This window comes from Curvibacter sp. Hmag1.1 (assembly GCF_059769165.1).
Map to the genome: position 1 here is coordinate 1,147,248 of NZ_JBMBGX010000002.1, position 19,856 is coordinate 1,167,103.

The 19,856-nt window shown below is 60.4% G+C and carries 21 protein-coding genes; 9 read left to right on the forward strand and 12 right to left on the reverse strand.

The genetic code is table 11. The features are described from left to right. Positions 1 to 2 precede the first annotated feature (2 nt). From ACOAP0_RS05980 to ACOAP0_RS06015, 8 genes are all read right to left on the reverse strand, one after another. A complete protein-coding gene (locus ACOAP0_RS05980) occupies positions 3 to 1,265 on the reverse strand; it encodes an ABC transporter substrate-binding protein (protein WP_498375179.1) in 1,263 nt (420 codons plus the stop codon). A 97-nt stretch (positions 1,266 to 1,362) separates the two neighbouring features. Continuing rightward, a complete protein-coding gene (locus tag ACOAP0_RS05985; protein ID WP_498375178.1) occupies positions 1,363 to 2,613 on the reverse strand; it encodes an ABC transporter substrate-binding protein in 1,251 nt (416 codons plus the stop codon). A gap of 175 nt (positions 2,614 to 2,788) precedes the next feature. Beyond that, positions 2,789 to 3,769: an ROK family protein gene (locus tag ACOAP0_RS05990; RefSeq protein ID WP_498375177.1), complete on the reverse strand. Its 981-nt coding sequence runs from the start codon at positions 3,767 to 3,769 to the stop codon at positions 2,789 to 2,791. Positions 3,770 to 3,812: 43 nt separating this feature from the next. Further along, a complete protein-coding gene (locus ACOAP0_RS05995) occupies positions 3,813 to 4,181 on the reverse strand; it encodes a phosphomannose isomerase type II C-terminal cupin domain (protein WP_498375176.1) in 369 nt (122 codons plus the stop codon). Positions 4,182 to 4,261: 80 nt separating this feature from the next. After that, a complete protein-coding gene (locus ACOAP0_RS06000) occupies positions 4,262 to 5,329 on the reverse strand; it encodes an ABC transporter ATP-binding protein (RefSeq protein ID WP_498375175.1) in 1,068 nt (355 codons plus the stop codon). After that, complete coding sequence (locus ACOAP0_RS06005; RefSeq protein WP_498375173.1) at positions 5,326 to 6,894, reverse strand: ABC transporter permease; 1,569 nt, start codon at positions 6,892 to 6,894, stop codon at positions 5,326 to 5,328. The genes ACOAP0_RS06000 and ACOAP0_RS06005 overlap by 4 nt, the downstream gene beginning before the upstream one ends. Positions 6,895 to 6,901: 7 nt before the next feature. Beyond that, complete coding sequence (locus ACOAP0_RS06010) at positions 6,902 to 7,927, reverse strand: iron ABC transporter substrate-binding protein (RefSeq protein ID WP_296511309.1); 1,026 nt, start codon at positions 7,925 to 7,927, stop codon at positions 6,902 to 6,904. 135 nt (positions 7,928 to 8,062) lie between these two features. Further along, positions 8,063 to 9,184, reverse strand: a complete 1,122-nt coding sequence (locus ACOAP0_RS06015; RefSeq protein WP_296511313.1) for a class I SAM-dependent methyltransferase — start codon at positions 9,182 to 9,184, stop codon at positions 8,063 to 8,065. 76 nt (positions 9,185 to 9,260) lie between these two features. Here ACOAP0_RS06015 and ACOAP0_RS06020 point away from each other — a divergent pair, with 76 nt between their 5' ends. The 8 genes from ACOAP0_RS06020 to ACOAP0_RS06055 are packed head-to-tail and all read left to right on the forward strand — an operon-like array spanning position 9,261 to position 15,378. Then, a complete protein-coding gene (locus tag ACOAP0_RS06020) occupies positions 9,261 to 10,049 on the forward strand; it encodes an SDR family oxidoreductase (RefSeq protein WP_498375172.1) in 789 nt (262 codons plus the stop codon). Then, the gene (locus ACOAP0_RS06025) at positions 10,046 to 10,447 is read left to right on the forward strand and encodes a dihydroneopterin aldolase (protein ID WP_498375171.1); all 402 of its coding nucleotides are present in this window, start codon (positions 10,046 to 10,048) and stop codon (positions 10,445 to 10,447) included. The genes ACOAP0_RS06020 and ACOAP0_RS06025 overlap by 4 nt, the downstream gene beginning before the upstream one ends. Continuing rightward, positions 10,444 to 10,815: a dihydroneopterin aldolase gene (locus ACOAP0_RS06030; RefSeq protein WP_087495090.1), complete on the forward strand. Its 372-nt coding sequence runs from the start codon at positions 10,444 to 10,446 to the stop codon at positions 10,813 to 10,815. The genes ACOAP0_RS06025 and ACOAP0_RS06030 overlap by 4 nt, the downstream gene beginning before the upstream one ends. A gap of 39 nt (positions 10,816 to 10,854) precedes the next feature. Beyond that, positions 10,855 to 11,814, forward strand: coding sequence for a tRNA 2-thiocytidine(32) synthetase TtcA (gene ttcA / locus ACOAP0_RS06035; RefSeq protein ID WP_498375170.1), 960 nt, complete (start codon positions 10,855 to 10,857; stop codon positions 11,812 to 11,814). A 35-nt stretch (positions 11,815 to 11,849) separates the two neighbouring features. Beyond that, positions 11,850 to 12,452 carry a DUF4136 domain-containing protein gene (locus ACOAP0_RS06040; RefSeq protein ID WP_498375169.1) on the forward strand — a complete coding sequence of 201 codons (603 nt, stop codon included), beginning with the start codon at positions 11,850 to 11,852 and terminating at the stop codon, positions 12,450 to 12,452. Beyond that, positions 12,453 to 13,103, forward strand: coding sequence for a histidine phosphatase family protein (locus ACOAP0_RS06045; protein WP_498375168.1), 651 nt, complete (start codon positions 12,453 to 12,455; stop codon positions 13,101 to 13,103). 19 nt (positions 13,104 to 13,122) lie between these two features. Continuing rightward, positions 13,123 to 13,608 carry a hypothetical protein gene (locus ACOAP0_RS06050; protein WP_498375167.1) on the forward strand — a complete coding sequence of 162 codons (486 nt, stop codon included), beginning with the start codon at positions 13,123 to 13,125 and terminating at the stop codon, positions 13,606 to 13,608. A 45-nt stretch (positions 13,609 to 13,653) separates the two neighbouring features. Continuing rightward, on the forward strand, positions 13,654 to 15,378 hold the full coding sequence (locus ACOAP0_RS06055) for a lysoplasmalogenase family protein (protein WP_498375166.1): 1,725 nt from the start codon (positions 13,654 to 13,656) through the stop codon (positions 15,376 to 15,378). Positions 15,379 to 15,461: 83 nt separating this feature from the next. Here ACOAP0_RS06055 and ACOAP0_RS06060 read toward each other — a convergent pair whose 3' ends face one another. Both ACOAP0_RS06060 and ruvB read right to left on the reverse strand, forming a co-directional pair. Then, a complete protein-coding gene (locus ACOAP0_RS06060) occupies positions 15,462 to 16,187 on the reverse strand; it encodes a hypothetical protein (RefSeq protein WP_498375165.1) in 726 nt (241 codons plus the stop codon). 174 nt (positions 16,188 to 16,361) lie between these two features. After that, positions 16,362 to 17,429 (reverse strand): Holliday junction branch migration DNA helicase RuvB, encoded by a 1,068-nt coding sequence (gene ruvB, locus ACOAP0_RS06065; protein ID WP_498375164.1) that lies wholly within the window; start codon positions 17,427 to 17,429, stop codon positions 16,362 to 16,364. Between the two features lie 180 nt (positions 17,430 to 17,609). Between ruvB and ACOAP0_RS06070 the strand changes: the two genes are divergently transcribed. Then, positions 17,610 to 18,737 carry a carbonic anhydrase gene (locus ACOAP0_RS06070; protein WP_498375163.1) on the forward strand — a complete coding sequence of 376 codons (1,128 nt, stop codon included), beginning with the start codon at positions 17,610 to 17,612 and terminating at the stop codon, positions 18,735 to 18,737. 45 nt (positions 18,738 to 18,782) lie between these two features. Here the strand turns inward: ACOAP0_RS06070 and ACOAP0_RS06075 are convergent, their stop codons facing one another. Beyond that, on the reverse strand, positions 18,783 to 19,013 hold the full coding sequence (locus ACOAP0_RS06075) for a DUF1161 domain-containing protein (RefSeq protein WP_087495098.1): 231 nt from the start codon (positions 19,011 to 19,013) through the stop codon (positions 18,783 to 18,785). A 169-nt stretch (positions 19,014 to 19,182) separates the two neighbouring features. After that, complete coding sequence (ruvA, locus tag ACOAP0_RS06080) at positions 19,183 to 19,755, reverse strand: Holliday junction branch migration protein RuvA (RefSeq protein WP_498375162.1); 573 nt, start codon at positions 19,753 to 19,755, stop codon at positions 19,183 to 19,185. Positions 19,756 to 19,856: the final 101 nt, after the last annotated feature.

The window sequence follows — 19,856 nt, forward strand, 5'->3', positions numbered from 1 at the left end:
TCTTACTTTTGCTTGGGCGCACTCACTGCGACCAATTTGGCGACGGCCTCACTCACGCTCAGCTTGTCGTTGTTCCAGAACTCGCTCACCGCGGCGCGCATGGCCGCTTGTTGTGACGACGACAGCGCCATGCCGTGGGCTACCGAGGGCACCAGCGCGCCAGAGGCGGAGGTGGCCACAAAGTCTTTGCTGGAGGTCTTGGCGCAGTCGTCAAACTTGTCCATGTTCATGCCCAGTCGCACGGGGATGGAGCCCTTGCGCAGATTGAACTTTTCCTGAAACTCCTTGCCCATGAGCAGGTAGGCCAGGTAGCCTTGGGCTTTTTGGGCTTCCCAGCTCTTGAGCTGGAACATGGCAAAGGAGTCCACGTTGAAGGTGTAGGCGTTGGCGGTGCCGGGTGCTGCGGAGCAGGTAAATTCCTTGCCAGGTGTCTGGCCCGCAGCCAGAAACTCGCCCTTGGCCCAGTCACCCATGAACTGGAAGCCGGCTTTGCCGTTGATGACCATCTCGGTGGTGACATTCCAGTCACGGCCGTTGGAATTGGCATCGGTGTAAGACTTGATGCGGCGGAAGATTTCCAGCGCCTTTTTCATCTCGTCGCTGGTCATCGCAGTGCGGTCCAGCTTGACCAAAGCTTTGTCGTACAGCGCGGTACCGCCCACGCCCAGAACCACGCTTTCAAACACCGTGAAGTCCTGCCAGTCCTGCCCGCCGTGTGCGACAGGGATGAAGCCGGCAGCCTTGATCTTGTCGGCTGCGGCAAAAAATTCGTCATATGTCTTGGGTAGCGCTGCGACACCGGCTTTCTTGAGCACGGCGGAGTTGGCCCACAACCAATTCACCCGGTGTACGTTCACCGGGACGGCCACATAGCGGCCTTTGTATTTCATCTGGTCGGCAACGACCTTGGGGAGCGCTTCGTCCCACTTTTCGAACGACGCCATCGCGTCGAGGCTGGTCAACACGTTCAGCTCGGCCCATTCCTGAATGGCTGGCCCTTTGATGTTGGCTGCCGCCGGCGCATTGCCCGCGAGCACACGCTGTTTGAGCACCGCCATGGCATTCTGGCCACCACCACCGGTCACGGAAAAGTCTTTCCAGGTGTGACCGCGTTTGCCCATCATGTCTTTGAGTTCTGCAACCGATTTGGCTTCACCGCCGGAGGTCCAGTAGTGCAAGACTTCTACTTCGCCGGCATGCAACGCGGCGCTTGCGCACAGCGCAAATGCAGCGGCCATGGTGCGCGCTAGGGCTGAAAAGTACATGAGGTTGACCTGAAGAACACGTGATGGGGAATGGCCCCACCCCCGTCAAGGGATGGGGCCATCTTGGAAGAACGGGCGCCAGGCGCCCGGCCAGGGCTTACTTGGTAGCAGCGGCCTTGGCGATGTTCTTCACACCGTCAGCAACGGAGATCTTGTCGTCGTTCCAGAACTGGGACACGGCGTCCTTGATCGCGCCTTCAGCAGCGGGCTTGATGGCCATGCCGTGAGCCACGGAAGGAACCAGACCACCGGACTTGGCGGTAGACACGAAGTCCTTGGCGGAAGTCTTGGCGCAGTCGTCGAACTTGTCCATGGACATGTTCAAACGCACGGGGATGGAACCCTTGTTCAGGTTGAAGACTTCCTGGAACTCGGTGCCCATGATGGAAGCAGCCAGATCAGCCTGGGCCTTTTGGGCGCCAGAGTCTTTCAGCTTGAACATCGCGAAGGAGTCCACGTTGAAGGTGTACGCATTGCCGGTGCCGGGGGCAGCAGCGCAGACGTAGTCTTTACCGGGAACCTTGCCAGCAGCAGAGAACTCGCCCTTGGCCCAGTCACCCATGAACTGGAATGCGGCCTTCTCTTGGATGACCATGGCGGTCGCCAGGTTCCAGTCACGGCCGGGGGCGGCTGCGTCGGTGTAACCCTTGACCTTGCGGAATGTTTCCAGGACCTTGGTCATGGTGGCGCTGGTCAGTGCCTTCTGGTCGAGCTTGATCAGAGCTTCGTTGTAGAACTTGGTGCCGCCCACTCCCAGAGCCACAGACTCAAAGGTGGTGAAGTCTTGCCAGTTCTGGCCACCATGTGCCACGGGGATCAGGCCGGCCTTCTTGACCTTTTCAGCAGCAGCAAAGAACTCGTCCCATGTTTTGGGGGTAGCAGTCACGCCGGCCTTCTTCAGGACAGCGGAGTTGGCCCACATCCAGTTCACGCGGTGCACGTTCACGGGAGCAGCAACGTAGTTGCCTTTGTACTTCATGACGTCAGCCACCACCTTGGGCAGCAGGTCGCCCCACTTTTCAGCCTTGGCGGTAGCGTCGAGGTTAGCCAACACGCCTTCAGAAGCCCACTCCTGAATGGCAGGGCCTTTGATCTGGGCGGCTGCAGGAGGGTTTCCGCTCACCACGCGGCTCTTCAGCACGGTAGCAGCGTTGTCACCACCGCCGCCGGCCACTGCGAAGTCTTTCCATGTGTGGCCCTTGCCTTGCATGATCTTCTTCAGTTCAGCCACGGACTTGGCTTCGCCGCCGGATGTCCAGTAGTGCAGGACTTCCACTTCACCAGCCACAGCGGCCGAACCAGCAACCACGAGTGCCACTGCGGTGGCGAGTTTAGAAAGCTTCAACATCTTGTCTCCAAAAAAGTGTATCTGTCCGGCTGTGCAACAAAACGGGCCGGAAGCAACGTTGAATTCGAGCGAACACCATGTTCACTTGAATTAATTAATTTTTAATTAATTTTTAACGTTGAACTACTAGGAGTTTCCCTAGGGAGACTTAGATCTATCGGCTTGATTTACCGACTCAGGCCACCACCAATGCGAGCGCGGCGTAGTCGCCGACCTTCTCACCCAAGCCGGCGGGCACGATCTCCACACCGTCGGTCAGGGCCGGTAGCTTGCCTTTGAGAGCGGCTTGGAGTTTGGGCAAGAGGTAATCGCGGTTGTGCCAGAACACACTGCCGCCCACACTGATGCGCTGCAAGTCCAGCGTGGCCACCATGTTGTACAAGGTACGCCCCATAAGGTCGCAAAGATCATCCACAATGGCCACAGCGCCCGCATCGCCTGCGCGAGCAGCTACAAAAAGCGTAGCAGCGTCTGCAAAGCCCTGTGCACCGAACCTGCGCGGAATCGCGTTGCCGGCGACCAGCCCTTCCACATCGCCCACGTTGCCGCAGCCGCACAAGGCATCGTCGTTGGAACTCACAAAGGTGTGGCCCGCATGGCCTGCGTTACCGTTTTTGCCGCGCAGAATATTGCCGTCCACACACAAGCCCATGCCGATACCAGTACTCCAGGTCACGTAAGCGCAATTGGCCACACCCTGCAACGCACCCCAGCGGCGCTCTGCTTCCAGGGCGCCTACTCCGTCGTTCTCTACCCGCACGTTCGGGAATGTGGCTTTCAAGGGGGCTTCGAGCAAGGCGGTCACCCAGTCGTTGGGCAAACCGCGCGCCTTGCCAGCCAGGCCGCCACAGATGTTGGGGCCGGCCAACTCGACCATGCCCTGGTTGATCACAAAAGGCCCGCAGGTGGCCACCCCCACTGCAGCAATGTCCGCCACGGCCACGCCCGCCAAGGCGCAGCTCTCGCCCACCATGCGGATGATCTGACGGGCCAAGGCATCGTTGTTGCCTTCTTTGGCGGTGGGCTCAGAAACCTTGCCCCGCACTCCGGCAGCATCGGCAATATTGACTGCCACCTTGGTGCCGCCGATGTCCACACAGGCGACAGGCGCGCTGCCGGGGGCGATGTTCAATTCAATGTCGTGGGTCAATGCCATGCTGCACTCGCTCTCAAATCTTGAAATTTACAGGGGTTGGGTTTCAGTTGCGGCCGTAGTCGTCCTGGAGACGCACGATATCGTCCTCACCCAGATAACTACCGAACTGTACTTCCACAATCTCTACCGGGCCGTCGGTCAGATTGGCCAGGCGGTGCACTTGCCCGATGGCAATGTCGCAGTACTCACCGGGCTTCAGGTCAAACTGGCGGTCATCCAGTGTGACCCGGGCAATGCCTTCTGTCACCACCCAATGCTCTGCACGCTGGTGATGCTTTTGCAAACTCAGTTGCTGACCGGGGAACACACCGATGCGCTTGATTTTGTTGCCCGGTACTTCTGAGATGGTCTCGTACCAGCCCCAGGGGCGCTGGGTACGTTCGATGGTCTCGGTTCGCAAGGTAGTTTGCATGATTAAACAATCCTTAAAACGGCGCGGCTATCCTACCCCGCATCACACCCTCGTCGTTACGGGGCTGTTACTGCCGAATATCAGGATGCGGGAAACACGTGGGCCATGCCACGCGCCGACACCTGCACCCGTGCACCCACGGTAGGCGCCTCCAGCCCTGCACTGTGCACGTGCACACGACCACCGGTGACCGGCGTATCCAACTGAACAATCAGTTCACATACCGAACCGCAGAAATCGGCCTCAACCACCGTGCCCACACAGGACTGCGCCCCCCCTGCGGATACTGCCGCCGTATCCAGCGGACTGACTGACAGCTGCTCAGGGCGCAACAAAATTTGGCCAGCGCCCACCCGGGCGTGTTCTTGCGTGGGCAGCCGGCCCAGGGCGCAGTCCGCCCAGCCGGCTGATAGCGTCGCGTCGAGCACCACTGCATCGCCCAAGAAGCTGGCAGTGACAGGATCGTTCGGGCGCAAGTACAAGTCCAAGGGAGTGCCCACCTGCGCGAGCAGGCCGCCGCGCATCACAGCGACCTGGTCTGCAAAAGACAAAGCCTCCGCCTGGTCATGTGTGACAAGGATGGTGGTGATGCCCGCGTCTTGCAACAACTGGGCGACCGCCTTGCGCGTGGAAGCCCGCAAGCCCGTATCCAACGCGGAAAACGGCTCGTCCAGCAGCATCAACTTGGGCCGCTGCGCCAGGGCGCGCGCCAGCGCCACGCGCTGCTGTTGCCCACCAGAGAGTTCATGCGGGCGGCGTTGCAGCATGGCACGGTCCAGCGAAACCATGTCCATCAATTCATCAATGCGAGACTTGCGATCGGGAGCCGATTTGTCCAGCCCGAAGCCCACGTTGTCAGCGACGCTCAAATGAGGAAACAGCGCGCCGTCTTGCGGCACATAGCCAATGCCACGCTGGTGCGCAGGCACGATGGCAGGCCCGTCCGCAAGCACATCACCCTGCAACACCACGCGACCTGCGTCAGGCGCCTCAAAGCCTGCAATGATGCGCAAGAGGCTGGTCTTGCCGGAGCCCGAAGGCCCCACGATGGCGGTGCGGCTGCCGCGCGGCACGCTCAGCTGTATGCCCTTGAGGGCCGCCACATTTCCATACGATTTGTGCACACCGTGCAGTTCAAGAGTCGTCATCGTCCAGCCATGCGTCGAGATTGGCGGTAAAGCATCCAAGTCAGTGGGAGCGACATCAGCACCATCAGCAGCGCATAAGGCGCGGCGCCGGCATAGTCGATCTCCGAGCTGTGGGACCAGAAAGCGGTCGCCAGCGTCTGGGTGCCATTGGGGGCCAACAACAAAGTGGCCGTGAGTTCAGTGGTAATGGCCAAAAACACCATGGCGTAGCCTGATGCTGCGCCGGGTGCCGCCAAGCGCATGGTGATCTGCCACAGGGCCTGCAAAGGTGTGCGCCCCAGGCTGCGTGCAGCCTGCTCCAGCTCCATGGGAGCTTGTGCGATGCCGGCGCGCAGGCTCACCAGCGCACGGGGTAAAAACATGAGCGCATAGGCCAGCAATACAGTGAACACTGTCTGGTACAGCGGCAGCGCCACGCGCACGGTGATAGTGACCAGTGCTAGCGCCACCACGATGCCGGGCAGTGCGCCGGCCAGGTAATTGGCCGCCTCCACCCAACGCTGCACTTTCCCGGGCGACCGGATAGACAACCAAGCCATGGGTACCGCAGATACGGTAGTGAGCAAGGCCCCCAAACCGGCCAACAGCAAGGTTTGCCAGAGTGCGGGCGCCAATTCCTTGAAGTTCCAGACCTCCGCGCCGCCTGCCCACAGCCAGCGGCTCAGGGTGACCAGCGGCACGCCCAGTGACAACAAGGCAGTCGCAGCCGGCAATAGCAGGCAAAGTGCAGTCCAGCGGCCCAAGGCCCGCACAGGCACTTGCCGGGCAGAACCCGCGCCGACCCGCGCATAGCGCTCCCGTCCGCGGGTGCCGGCTTCCAAGCCGAGCAAGCCAAAGCAGCACAGCACCAACACCCCCGCCAACATGTTGGCGGCCGGGCCGTTGTAAGTGGATTGGAACTGGTCCACGATGGCGGTGGTGAAGGTGTCAAAGCGGATGGTCACAAACAATCCGTATTCCGCCAGCAAATGCAGACCCACCAGCAGTGCGCCGCCCCAGATGGCCAGCCGCAACTGTGGAAGCACCACTTTGATAAACACGGCCCACGGGCCGTAGCCCAGAGAAGCCGCCGCGTCTTCCATAGCTGGGTCCAAGCGCCGCAAAGCGGCCGCAATCGGCAAATACACAAACGGGAAGTACGCCACCAGCGAAATCAACACCGCCGCCCACAGGCCGTGCATGCCGGGCGCAACGCTGATCCATGCGTAGCTGTGCACAAAGGCCGGCACTGCCAAAGGCGCCGCAGCCAACCACGACCACCAGCGCGCACCGGGCAGGTCTGAACGCTCGGTCAACCACGCCAAGGACAACGAAAGCACGATGGAAAGTGGCACGGTCAGGACCACCAGCAGTGCGGTGTTGATCAATAACTCGCTTACCCGCGGCCTGAATACCAAGGCCACCACCGTGTCCCAACCGCTCTGAAAAGCGACCCATGCCACAAAACCCAAGGGCAGCAGGGCAAGCACGGACACGAGCAGCGCAGCCAGCGCCACCCAGGACAAACGCCCCTGGCGCGCGGGGCGGGCCAGGGGCGCAGGAACATGCACCGCGAGAGAAGTCACAAATGGATTACAACAGGCCCGCCTGGGTCATCAGGTCAGATACTTTTTTGCTATTGAGTTTGGCGGGCTCGACTTTCGGAGCTTGCAAGTCCGCCAGAGGTACGAGGCTGCGGTGTGAAGCAGCACCCTGACCCACAGCATATTCATATGAGTTGCCGGTGCGCAAAATTTCCTGGCCGCCTTTGCCGGCAACCCACTTCACAAATGCCTGGGCTTCTGCCTTGCGCTTGCTGGAGGCCAGCACGCCCGCACCCGAAATACTCACAAATGCGCCCGGATCTTCATTGCGGAAATAGTGCAAACCCACCTTTTCGCTGTTCTCACCGGTCTTGGCCATGTCGCCGTAGTAGTAGTAGTGGTAGATCACCGCACCGTCAACCTGACCCGCGTTGACAGCCTTCATGGCAATGCTGTTGCCTTTGTAGGGCACCACGTTCTCTTTCATGCCCTTGAGCCAGGCAGCTGTAGCAGCCTCGCCCTTGAGCTCCAGTACCGCGCTCACGATAGCCTGGAAGTCCGCACCCGCAGGGGACGCAGCCCAGCGACTCTTCCACTCGGGCTTGGCCAGATCCATCAGCGACTTGGGCAGCTGCTCAGGAGTGAACTTGGTTTTCTTGTACACAAACACGGTGCTACGCGCCGCAATGCCTACCCAGCGGCCGTGGGCGGTGCGGTAGCTAGGGGCAATCAGGTTGATCGTGGCGGGGTCCAACGGAGCAAACAGGCCGGCACCGTCTACCAAGGCCATGGCCGGGGAGTTTTCAGTCAAAAACACGTCGGCCGGCGAGGCGGCTCCTTCTTGCACCAGTTGGTTGCCCAACTCGGTATCGCTGCCTTGGCGCAAAGTGACCTTGATGCCGGTTTCTTTGGTGAAGGCCTCTACCCAGGCTTGGGTCAAGCTGGCGTGCTGAGCGTTGTAGACCAGGATGCCTTCTGCGGAAGGCGTCTGCGCTTGCGCAGGCAATCCCACGGTGGCGATCGCAGCGCCCAAGGCAGCCAAGCGGAACAAAGAGTTCAGGAATTTACGTTTCATGATGCAGGCAAAGGGTTTAATCCGGCCGTTTTGTTTCGGCCACAACACAAATAACAACAATTCGCATTTAGATTGTAGCCTTAGTTTTCGCTGCACCCCGATGGGGCCTCCGGAGAGACCGCGAATGCCTCAGGACTAAAGCCGGTGGGTCCTGTCGCCACGAGCAAAGCCCAGAAGTGGAGCGTCCACACCCCGACCCAACGCGACTACCTTGAACAACTCGCCCATCTCGTGCTCCATCAGAAGTTTCTGGGCGGCTACACGGGCTTGCAGTGGCTGCGATTGCATGGCTTCCACCAAGCCGCAATTCATCAGAAAGTGTGCCTGGTTGGTGTAGCCCAATACATCCAGCCCCGCGTCCTGCGCGGCGACCGCAACACCAGTGAAGTTCACGTGCGCGGTGATGTCTTTGAGCCCCACATCGCTTAAAGGGTCCGCATCCGCCCTGTGGGCGCGGTGGCACATGACCGTGCCGCCGGAGCGCTGCACATGGTAGTACTCACTCTCGGGGAAACCGTAGTCCAGCAAGAAAGCAGCCCCAAGCTGCAAGTGATCCGCCAGCGTGCGGACAAAGGCTTCACCCTGTGCGTGGATTTCCGTCAGGTAGTCATGTTCGCCATCAATATCGACGGGCGGGCGCAAGGTGCTGGGCTTGTCAGCCCAGACCAATTGGCCCTGAGCCAAGGCCACACCGCGCTCATGCCAGGCCCCCGCCACACGGGCCAGCAGCTGCACCGGCATGGCATCCAGCACCTCATTGCCCACGACCACGCCACGCATGTGCGCAGGCAGCGCGCTCACCCACTGCACCTTGCCTGCATGGCCTGCCAGTCGCTCCCGCTGGCGGGCTTTCAAGGAATCCGAAAGATCCACAATCGTGTACGAGCGCACCCGGTCGCCCAATGCGTCGAGCAACTGCAGCGCCAAGGCTCCGGTGCCCGCGCCGAATTCCCAGAGCTCGTCGGTGCCTGTGGCTTCCAGCACCTGCGCTACCTGGCGGGCGAGCGCCTGGCCGAACAAAGGGCTGATCTCCGGGGCCGTCACAAAGTCGCTACCGGCACCTTCGACCCCTGCTTCACCCACCAATCCCTGGGGCATCTGGCCGAATTTGGTGGAGCCGTTGGCGTAGTAGCCCCAACCCGGCGCATACAAAGCCAGGGCCATAAAGGTGTCAAATCCAATCCATCCGCCCGCCTTTTCGATGGCATCCGCGATAATTCGGGTCAAGTTGGCCGGAATACTCTCCGTCGTGGACATGGGCATGGGTCTCGTGTTGCGTAAAGCCACAGATTATCTTTCCCCCACGCCCCCTCCCTTTTTTCAGGATGCATTTGTGTTGAAGCGCGTACTTGTCACCGGTGGTGCCCATCGTTTGGGTGCGCTCCTCTGCGCCCGTTTCGCCGCGGCCGGGTGGGAGGTGTGGTGCCATTACCAGCGCAGCGCTGAAGCGGCTGAAGCGCTGTGCGGCGGGCTGCGTGCCCAAGGGCATGAGGCCCACGCCATCCATGCGGACCTGTCAGATGAAGGCAGCCGCAAGGCCGTGATTGCAGAAATTGCCGCCAAGTCCGGCCCGCTGCATTGCCTGGTGAACAACGCCTCCAGCTTCGAGCCCGACAGTGGCGATGCCATCGACACCGAAGGCGCTCGCCAGCAGCTGGAAGTCAACCTGATGGCACCCTTGTCGCTCTCACGCTGGATGGCCAACAGCCTGGGTGCGGACGCTACCCCGGGCGCGCACAGCATCATCCATGTGCTGGACCAGAAGGTGTTCAACCTCAACCCCGACTATTTTTCGTACACCGTCAGCAAGCTGGCGCTGGAACGGGCAGTGGCTTTGCAAGCCCAGGCGCTGGCTCCAGCCGTGCGCGTGTGCGGTGTGGCTCCGGGCCTGATGTTTTTGAGCGGCCCGCAAACCCAGGACAACTTCGACAAGGCCGCGCGTGTCAACCTGTTGCGCGAACCCATAGACCCCGGCCAGGTCGCTGCCACCTGCCTGTTTCTGGCGGAGAACCCTTGCATTACCGGCAGCACCTTGTGCGTGGACAACGGCCAACATTTGGTGCCATTGGAGCGCGATGTGATGTTTGCCGTAGAAACCATTTCTGTGAAAGACAACCCATGAGCCAAGATCCCTTGGTGACCCTGTCACTGGAATGCCGCCGCCTTTTTTTACGGGACCACGAAGTGCAAGTGCACATCGGCGCCCATGACTTTGAAAAAGGTGTGTCACAGCGCCTTATTTTTAATGTGGAACTGTTCGTGCCCTATGAGGGCAGCACGCCTGTTTCTGACAGCTTGTCAGAAGTGGTGGACTACGACTTTGTGCGCGAACTCATTGCCCGCCGCATTGCGCGTGGCCATGTCGAACTGCAGGAAACCCTGTGCGATGAATTGGTGCAGCAGATGCTGGCCCACCCGCAGGTGCGCGCCGTGCGCCTGTCTACCCAAAAACCGGACGTGTACCCCGACTGCGCGGGCGTGGGCGTCGAAGTATTCCGCATGAAAGGCGTGAACACATGAAGGCCAGCACCGGTCACCAAACCCTGACCCTTACGGGCCTGCGCTTTGACGCCAACCTCGGCATTCTGGAGTCCGAAAAAGTCGCACCCCAGCCCATCCAGGTGGACGCCGAGCTGAGCCTGGGCACCCAGCCCCTGCTGCCGCATGACGACGACATTAACCACGTGCTGGACTACCGCAAGGTGCGCCAGATCATCATCAGCGAATGCACGGCCGAGCACGTGAACCTGCTGGAGACCCTGATCGGCAAGTTGGCCCACCGGCTGATGCAGTTGCCCGGCGTGCTGGGCGTGCGCGTCAAGATCGCGAAACTGGAAATTTTTGAAGACTGTGAAGTTGCCATCCGCATGGAGACCGGAGAGTGGTGATCCACCCCGCCATTGCACCAACGCAACAAGGAGAGAAGCATGAACGCAACATGGGTTGAAGAAGACACCACCACCGAAGCGGCGGAAGCTGCTGCAAACCGCAACAAAGAACTCAAGATCGAGCGCGAAACCCACAAGCTGGAAAAGCGTCTGTGCCGCCAGATGGGCCAGGCCATTGTGGACTTCAACATGATTGAAGAAGGCGACCGCGTCATGGTCTGCATGTCCGGCGGCAAAGACAGCTACGGCATGCTCGACATCCTGCTCAAGATGCAGCAGCGCGCGCCCATCAACTTCGAGATCGTGGCGGTCAACCTCGACCAGAAGCAACCCGGCTTCCCCGACCACATCTTGCCTGAATACCTGGCCAAGTTGGGGGTGGAATTCCACATCGAAACGCAAGACACTTATTCCATCGTCAAGCGCAACATCCCCGAAGGCAAGACCATGTGCAGCCTGTGCAGCCGCTTGCGCCGGGGCATTTTGTACAGCGTGGCGCGCAAGCTCAAGTGCAACAAACTCGCGCTGGGCCACCACCGCGACGACATGTTGCAAACCTTCTTCCTGAATATGTTTTTCGGTGGAAAGCTTAAAGGCATGCCACCCAAGCTCACCAGCGACAACGGCGAATTCGTCGTGATCCGCCCGCTGGCCTACGTGGCCGAGAAAGACCTGATCCGCTGGGCCGCGCACCGCGAGTTCCCCATCATCCCTTGCTCGCTGTGCGGCAGCCAGACCAACCTGCAGCGCGTGCAGATTGGCAACATGCTGCGCGACTGGGAAAAGCAATACCCCGGCCGTGCGGAGACCATGTTTACCGCGCTGCAAAACGTGGTGCCCTCGCACCTCATGGACCACACCAAGCACGACTTCAAGAACATCCGCCCCACCGGCATCGCTGACGAGAACGGCGACAAAGCCTTCGACGCGGAAGACCTGCCCGCTCCCACCCTGCCCAGCCTCTCCGGGCTGCCGGGTGTGCAAGTCGTGAACCTGTAAAGCACCGCCCTACATTGACACCCGAGGAGCGCACCATGCCTCACCTCTTTCACACGCTAGCCCGCTGGGTCGCTCTGGCAGCCCTGGTTGGCCTGACCGGTTGCTCCCTGCCGCGCATGATCGACAGCGATGTGCAAAGTTTTGCAGGCGCAGCGCTACCGGTCAGCAATGCGGACTTCCGGTTTGAACGCCTGCCCTCGCAGCAGCAAAACCTGGGCTTTCAGGACACACTGGAGAGCATGGCGCAGGAAGCCTTGGAGCGTGTGGGCCTGAACCGCAATGACACGTCTGGCCGCTATCTGGCGCAAGTGGGTTTGGGCGTGGACAACATCCGCAATCCGCACTACCGCCCGCCCCGCCCCCGCCTGGTGCGGGGTGCCGATGGCAAGTTGTACGAAGAATGGCCAGTGATGCCGGACATTGAAGTGCCCTGGTTCCGCCACCGAGTACACCTGACCCTGCGCGACAGCAGTACCAGCCAAGTGGCCTTTGAGACCACCGCCATCTTTGACGGTCCCTGGCGCGACACCCTGAACCTCGTACCGCCCATGCTGGAAGCCGCACTCAAGGACTACCCCAACCCCGGTAACAGGCGTGTGGTGGTGGAGCTGCCCGCCCCCGGAAAAGAGAACCCCTGAATGCCCGTAACCCGCATCATCGCCGTGCGCCATGGCGAAACCGCTTGGAATGTGGACACCCGCATCCAAGGGCAACTCGACATTGGCTTGAACGAGCGCGGTCTCTGGCAAGCCGAGCGCGTGGGCAAAGCATTGGCTGAAGAAGCCATAGACAGGATCTACAGCAGCGACCTGCAACGCGCCCACAGCACCGCGAAGGCCATTTCCCGACACGCTGCCCACGCGAGCGCACGCGAAGTGCAACTGCACACCGGCTTGCGCGAGCGCGGCTTCGGCACCTTTGAAGGGGAGACCTGGGCCGACATTGCAGAAAAGTGGCCCGACGAGTCCCGCCGCTGGAAACAGCGCGACCCTCACTTCGCCCCGCCCGGCGGTGAAACCCCGACCCAACTGCTGGTACGTGTACAGGCCACGGTGGACGACATTGCCTCCCGCCATCCCGGCGAACACATCGTGCTGGTAGCCCACGGCGGCGTGATGGACATGCTTTACCGCCTGGCCACCCGGCAGGAGCTGCATGCCCCGCGCACCTGGCACTTGGGCAACGCCGCGATCAACCGGCTACTGTGGACACCGGATGGTCTGAGCCTGGTCGGCTGGGGCGATGCACGCCATCTGGAAGACGACGCATTGGACGAAACCACCGCCTGAGGTCCCACCGAACTCTGCCATGCTCCATTACGTGCTACACGCCGGCTCAGTCCCTTGGCAAGACCAATTGCTGTATGCCGGGCTCATCATCGCGGTCATCGCCGCAGTGTTCTTTGGTCTCTGGTGGCGCAAGCGGGCAAGTCGCCCGCAACAAGGTGATTTTGCAGCGCTGGTCCAACAAGGCAATGTGGCCGAAGCGCTGGAAGCCCAAGCCCAAAGCCCATTGGCCGATGCGGCTGATGCATGGCAGGAAACCCGACACACCATGGAGAACGTCAAAACTGGCGTGGAGCGCTTCCTCGCGCTGATCTGGTCGCTGCTCTCCGGATTGCTCTTTTTGATCAGCGTATCTGCCGTTATAGGGTTTGCATGGGATTTCCCCGCAGTGAATTGGAGTCTATTGGCCTTCTACGGAGTGCTCGGCGTTGTCACCGGCTGGTTCACCCGGGTGCAGTGGCGCGATTTCCGCGGACGGAAATATACGCCCCCCTCCAGCGCGGCCTAGGGTTCCCCCGATCGGCACCAAGCGCTTGCTCGGCAAAAATGCTGCATGAGCAAAATAATTGTTTTCGCCACCCCGGTTTTCTTTCTCCTCATCGCCCTGGAGTTCGCTTGGAGCCGACGTGCCAATGCCCGCGTCCCCGGCAACCGGGCCTACCGGCTCAATGACGCCATCAACAGCATCAGCCTCGGCATTCTGAGCCAGGTAGCGGGCGTGCTGACCAAAGTGCTGACCGTGGGCATCTATGCCGCGGTGTTCAAGGCCGTGGCCTTGTACCCCGACCTAGCTTTCTGGAGCACCTGGTACGGCGTAGTGCTGGCCTTGGTGTTTTACGATTTCTGCTACTACTGGCTGCACCGTGCCGGCCACGTGGTCGCGCTGTTCTGGGCGGCCCATGTGGTGCACCACCAGAGCCAGCACTACAACCTCTCGACCGCCCTGCGCCAGACCAGCAGCGGGGCGTTTTTCGGCTGGGTGTTTTACTTGCCCATGGCCATAGCCGGTGTGCCACCGCTGGTTTTCGGCATCGTGGCGCTGATCGACCTGCTCTACCAGTTCTGGGTTCACACCGAGCAGGTGGGCAAGCTGGGCTGGTTTGACCGCGTGTTTTGCTCACCCAGCAACCACCGGGTGCACCATGCGGTGAACGACCCGTACATCGACAAAAACTACGGTGGCATCCTGATGGTGTGGGACCGCATGTTCGGCACCTTCCGTGACGAAGATGAGCCGTGCGTTTACGGCACCCGCGGCGCGCTCAACAGCTGGGACCCGGTCTGGGCCAATGCCGAGGTTTACTGGGGCCTGGCCAAAGACAGCTGGGCCACCCGCCGCTGGATGGACAAGCTGCGCGTCTGGTTCATGCCGCCAGGCTGGCAACCGGCAGACCTGGCCGCCGCCCACCCCAAGCCTCCATTCCGTCTGGAGCAGGTGCAGACCTTCAACCCGCCCTTGACCACCACCCAACAGTGGTTCGCAGGCCTCCAGTTTTTGGGACTGCTGGGTGCGGTGGCGGCATTTTTGTGGGTTGCGGACAGCTTGAGCTTTACCAATGCGGCACTGTATGCGGCAGGGCTGTTTGCTTCGGTATGGGCAGTGGGCCGCTTCATGCAACATGGCCTGGGCATGCTGGAAGTATTGGCGGTAGAGGCTGCTGCATGGGCCAGCCTGAGTGCGGTAGACCTGCTGCCCGGCCACCTGCTAGCCAAGCCGCTGGTCATGACGATTGCTATTATTTTCGTAGCTGCTCGCGCATATTCCATGAGCACCAACGGCCAAAAACAATCAAAATCTACCGCACTGCTACTGGCTTCATTGGTGTTTTCGTTGGCGGGTGACGTGTTCTTGATGCTGCCGGGCGACTACTTTATCCCCGGGCTGGCGGCGTTCTTGGTGGCGCACGCGTTCTACATCGCCCTGTTCCGGCAGGATGCCCCTTGGTTTGCCAACCGCCGCGCTTTGCAAGTGGTGCTGGCTTTCGGTGCTGCGGTTTATGCCTTGCTGTGGAGTCATTTGCCCGACGCGGGCCTGCAAATAGCTGTGGCGGCCTACATCATGGTGATTTGTCTGATGACGTCCCAAGCCTTGGGCCGGGCCAGCACATTGGGCGATGGGGCGGCGAGGCGCGTGGCTTTGGGTGCATGCATCTTTATGGCGAGCGACGCGCTGATTGCAGTCAACAAGTTCCTCGCGCCGGTACCTCTGGCTTTTTTCTGGATTTTGGTAACTTACTTTGCGGCGCAGTTGCTGATCACCCGCAATAGCAAATTCTGATACGGGTGCGACCAAAACCAATGAAATACAAATCCGCGAAAAGCTACGCCCCTATGCAATGATGAGGAGTGGAAAGTGTTCTTTCAGCAGTTGATCCTGCCGTAGTTCTGCATACAAAGATTGCGAATACGCTGTTGGTCAATTGCCAAATTTCTTTGGGCATCCATCTGCGCTTGGTACTTAGCATTTCTGTCTGCAGACTCTTTTCGTTGAGCCTCTGCACGCTCGAGATAAGCTCGTTGATTCTGCTGTGATACGGCCAGAGAATTTTGGTATTCCGCATTTCTAGAAGCAACAAGGCTTTCTTGGCGAAGTTTGTCCTCGTTAGCCCTAGCATCGGCGTTCATTTTGGCAACCATCGCTTCACGTCTAGCGTCATCAGCCAACTTTTGCTGGGCTTCTCGCTCTTCTATCTTTCGCTTTTCGAGCTCCATCATCGCAAGCTCCCGCCGTCGTTCTTGGTTTTGATACTGCAGGTAGCCACCGGCAGAAAACAACACGACGACCAGCAAAGCGCCCACCATAGTCGGGCGCCAATACCAAGGCTTTTGACCAACCTCTGTCACATATTGCATCGGAAGCGGAGGCTTAACTGAACTTGCCTGCAACTTGCGGTCATGGGCCGTCCGCATCTCCGGATTTAAGAGGATCTTGCCAGCGTCTCGGATTGACTGAAGCCGCTCCATATCTTCGGGGTGATTTACCAGATGTTCTTTGGTGAACCTCGATTGAGCAGCCGTCAATGCTTGTCGGATTTCCTCTGGACTCGCATCCCCTGGAAGGCCAAGCGTCATGTAGGCAGACTTCATACTCTTCACTCCCTGTGATCGCCAAAAACATTCAGGCCGTAGTTGGGCCATTAGCGTGGCTATTTTTTCTCTGCCAAATATTTTATAAATCTTTAATCAACAAACTAATCTTGCATCGCGTTTCAACGCAAGAGGAAACAGAAGTACCCTGCGATTTTTCGAGACACCTGATACTTAGTCGCCCAGCAAATCCACCGCCGGGCCCGATGGTGCGGTCACCCCCAGGTGGCGGTAAGCGGCCAGCGTCGCAATGCGGCCACGCGGAGTGCGCTGCAAGTAGCCCTGCTGGATCAGGTAGGGCTCAATCACGTCTTCAATGGTTTCGCGCTCTTCGCCGATGCTGGCGGCAATGTTGTCCAGTCCCACAGGGCCACCGTCAAAGCGGTGAATCACGGCCTCCAACAACTTGCGGTCCATCAGGTCAAAGCCTTGCGGATCCACATCCAGCATGGCGAGCGCGCGGTTGGCAATGTCGAGAGTGATCTTGCCGTCGCCTTTGACCTCGGCAAAGTCGCGCACGCGGCGCAGCAGGCGGTTGGCAATCCGCGGTGTGCCGCGCGAGCGGCGGGCGATCTCGAAACCGCCATTCTCGTCCATGGGCACACCCAAGAGGCCCGCACTTCGTTTGACGATGCGGGCCAGCTCTTCATTCGTATAAAACTCCAGCCGCGCCACGATGCCGAAGCGGTCGCGCAGCGGGTTGGTCAGCATGCCGGCGCGGGTGGTGGCTCCCACCAGCGTGAAGGGCTGCAAATCGAGCTTGATGGAGCGGGCTGCCGGGCCTTCGCCGATCATGATGTCGATCTTGTAGTCCTCCAGTGCGGGGTACAAGATTTCTTCGACCACCGCAGAGAGGCGGTGGATTTCGTCGATGAAAAGAACGTCGTTCTTTTCAAGGTTGGTCAACAGCGCGGCCAGGTCCTTGGGCTTTTCCAGCACCGGGCCAGAGGTCTGGCGCAGGTTAACGCCCAGTTCATGGGCAATGATGTGGGAGAGTGTCGTCTTGCCCAAGCCAGGGGGGCCGAACAGCAGCACGTGGTCCAGCGCCTCGTCCCGCTTTTTGGCGGCACCGATAAAGATTTCCAGCTGCTCGCGCACCTTGGCCTGGCCCACATATTCGTCGAGCAGCTTGGGGCGCAGGGCGCGTTCAATGGCCTCTTCGCTGTTGGACACGGGCGCGGCCGACACCACGCGGGGTGCGGGCGGCGGGGGAACAGCAAAATCGTCGGTCTGAATGCTCACAGCAGCGGCCTATCCAAGCAGAAAAAACAAGAAACTCCAGCGGGGTGCCCACTATAGCGCGCAGCTTGCCGCGCTCAAGAGAAGGCGGCAGACTGCCGATAAGCACCTTATCCCCTTCTGGCGTGCCCCGTGGCCCGCCGGAGATTTGCATTTGTGTTTGCTTGAAAGGCAGCGCCCGCCATGCCCATCCGCCCTACCTCTGCCGCGCAGCGCCTGCGCCCCAAGGCTCTGATCGCCTTGCTTCTGGCCGCCCTGTGTTGCGCACCCGCATGGGCCAATGACGCGGATCCTGCCCACAAAACGGCCGAAAAAGCGCCCACAAAAGCCGCAAAAAAAGAGGTGCTGGGCGAAATCTCCGCCACCAGTGCATCCAATCCCAAAGAGGTGGGCGACCAGCTGCGCGAAGCGTTGGGCACCGAAGTAGCTGGCAAAAAGAAGCTGCTGATCAATGTATCCAAGGTACCCGGTGGCTCATCTGCTCCCGCGGCTGGCGGAGGTAGCTCAGGCTCCAGCATGAGCAGCCGGCAATACATCCAGGCGCGTGCCGCGGCATTGGCAGGTCACGGCGGTACGGCACAAATTGCAGCAGTTGGTGCGTCCGCTGCAGATGCACATGGTGGCGATGTCCACTGGGCCTATGAGGGCGAGAACGGCCCGCAGGCCTGGGGCAAGCTCAAACCTGACTTCAACCTCTGCGCCATCGGCAAACGCCAGTCGCCCATCAACATCGAAGACGGCAGCACCCTGCAGGGCCCCGCGGAACCGGTGCAGTTCAACTACACACCCAGTAATGGCACCGTGGTGAACAACGGCCACACCATCCAGGTGGATGTACAGGGCGACAACAGCATCACCGTGCGTGGCTCGCGCTACCGGTTGCTGCAGTTCCACTTCCACACACCGTCTGAAGAGTCTGTAAATTACAAGCGCTTTGCCATGGTGGCGCACCTGGTGCACAAGAATGATGAAGGTCAACTGGCCGTGGTGGCCGTGCTGCTGGATCCGGGCGCCGCACCCAACCCGCTGATCGACAAGGTGTGGACGTACATGCCCTTGGACGCAGGCGACCGCGTGCGCATGCCGCGCGAGCTGCTGAACATGAACGAATTGCTGCCCTCCGACCAGCGCTACTACCAGTTCATGGGGTCCTTGACCACACCCCCCTGCTCGGAAGGCGTGCTGTGGATGGTGCTCAAGCAGCCTATGACTATCAGCCGCAACCAGTTGCGCTTGTTCACCCAGCTCTACCCGTTGAATGCGCGCCCGGTGCAGCCACTGAACGGCCGCCCGGTGCGTGACGCGCAGTAAGCAAGCACTGGCGTCAGGCCGCTAGACACCCGCCGCAGGGCGGGGTCAGTTGCGGGTGTAGACGATTTTCTTTTTGCCAGCCTCACAGGTGCCGACCACGCGCTTTTTGCCACTGTCGGCATCGCGGTCCACCACGTCCAAGGTGAAGTTCTTGGCCCCATGGGACTCGATCTTGGCGCCAAGTTCAGTCTTCAACACTTCGCAGTCTTTGGCCGCCCATGCGTTGGCGGACAACAGGCCCAAGGCCAACACGCTAAAGCACACGGATTTCTTCATGGGGCGATTCCTCTCTGGTGGGGTACGTCAAGAGACACGGCCTCTACGGGCCTGACTGCATGGTAGCCAGACCGCAAGGCACCCCCACCTATCGCTAACCCGCAGACTAGCGCCCCAAGGCGCTACCAAAAGAGGAGCTTCCCACGCAGATGCAGCGGGCGCCAGAGGCTTATTTAGCCAAAGACTTCAACGCCAGCTTGATACCGTCGCTGACACCCACATCCTTGGGCAGGGCCTTGAGCGCGGCTGCCGCTTCCTTCTCGCTGTAGCCAAGGGCCAGCAATGCCTGCAGGATGTCGGACTGCGCATCGCCCACGGCGCCCAGAGGCGCACCAAGGTCTGCACCCAACTTGCCTTTGAGCTCCAGCAGCAAGCGCTCGGCTGTTTTCTTGCCGATGCCCGGTACCTTGATCAGGCGACCGGCCTCTTGCAAGGTCACCGCCTGTGCCAAGTCGCCCACATCCATGCCCGACAGCACGGACAAGGCCGTACGCGGCCCCACACCGGAGATCTTGATCAATTCCCGGAAGGCTTCGCGTTCAGTGCTGGTGGCAAAACCGTAGAGGATTTGCGCGTCTTCGCGAACCACAAAGTGGGTGAGCAGCGTGACCTTGTGGCCGTCGGCCGGCAGGTTGTAGAAGGTGCTCATGGGCACCTGCACCTCGTAGCCCACGCCGCCGCAGTCGATGATGACTTGCGGTGGATTTTTGTCGCTGACGATGCCTGTGAGTTTGCCGATCATGGTGCGGAGTCCGGGGTTCTGGAGTGGTGGATGGCCAGCGAGGCCACGGTTCGGATCAAATTGGGGACAATGCAGGGGTAGCGCCTCTGTGGCGCCCCTTC

Bases quoted from the DNA above. Each gene is read 5' to 3' on its own strand.
- ACOAP0_RS06060 (WP_498375165.1), bottom strand. From the start codon at position 16,187: ATGAAGTCTGCCTACATGACGCTTGGCCTTCCAGGGGATGCGAGTCCA.
- ACOAP0_RS05985 (WP_498375178.1), bottom strand. From the start codon at position 2,613: ATGTTGAAGCTTTCTAAACTCGCCACCGCAGTGGCACTCGTGGTTGCT.
- ACOAP0_RS06070 (WP_498375163.1), top strand. From the start codon at position 17,610: ATGCCCATCCGCCCTACCTCTGCCGCGCAGCGCCTGCGCCCCAAGGCT.
- ACOAP0_RS06015 (WP_296511313.1), bottom strand. From the start codon at position 9,184: ATGTCCACGACGGAGAGTATTCCGGCCAACTTGACCCGAATTATCGCG.
- ACOAP0_RS06010 (WP_296511309.1), bottom strand. From the start codon at position 7,927: ATGAAACGTAAATTCCTGAACTCTTTGTTCCGCTTGGCTGCCTTGGGC.
- ACOAP0_RS05990 (WP_498375177.1), bottom strand. From the start codon at position 3,769: ATGGCATTGACCCACGACATTGAATTGAACATCGCCCCCGGCAGCGCG.
- ACOAP0_RS06030 (WP_087495090.1), top strand. From the start codon at position 10,444: ATGAAGGCCAGCACCGGTCACCAAACCCTGACCCTTACGGGCCTGCGC.
- ACOAP0_RS06025 (WP_498375171.1), top strand. From the start codon at position 10,046: ATGAGCCAAGATCCCTTGGTGACCCTGTCACTGGAATGCCGCCGCCTT.
- ACOAP0_RS05995 (WP_498375176.1), bottom strand. From the start codon at position 4,181: ATGCAAACTACCTTGCGAACCGAGACCATCGAACGTACCCAGCGCCCC.
- ACOAP0_RS05980 (WP_498375179.1), bottom strand. From the start codon at position 1,265: ATGTACTTTTCAGCCCTAGCGCGCACCATGGCCGCTGCATTTGCGCTG.
- ACOAP0_RS06045 (WP_498375168.1), top strand. From the start codon at position 12,453: ATGCCCGTAACCCGCATCATCGCCGTGCGCCATGGCGAAACCGCTTGG.
- ACOAP0_RS06000 (WP_498375175.1), bottom strand. From the start codon at position 5,329: ATGACGACTCTTGAACTGCACGGTGTGCACAAATCGTATGGAAATGTG.
- ACOAP0_RS06075 (WP_087495098.1), bottom strand. From the start codon at position 19,013: ATGAAGAAATCCGTGTGCTTTAGCGTGTTGGCCTTGGGCCTGTTGTCC.
- ttcA (WP_498375170.1), top strand. From the start codon at position 10,855: ATGAACGCAACATGGGTTGAAGAAGACACCACCACCGAAGCGGCGGAA.
- ACOAP0_RS06050 (WP_498375167.1), top strand. From the start codon at position 13,123: ATGCTCCATTACGTGCTACACGCCGGCTCAGTCCCTTGGCAAGACCAA.
- ACOAP0_RS06040 (WP_498375169.1), top strand. From the start codon at position 11,850: ATGCCTCACCTCTTTCACACGCTAGCCCGCTGGGTCGCTCTGGCAGCC.
- ACOAP0_RS06055 (WP_498375166.1), top strand. From the start codon at position 13,654: ATGAGCAAAATAATTGTTTTCGCCACCCCGGTTTTCTTTCTCCTCATC.
- ruvA (WP_498375162.1), bottom strand. From the start codon at position 19,755: ATGATCGGCAAACTCACAGGCATCGTCAGCGACAAAAATCCACCGCAA.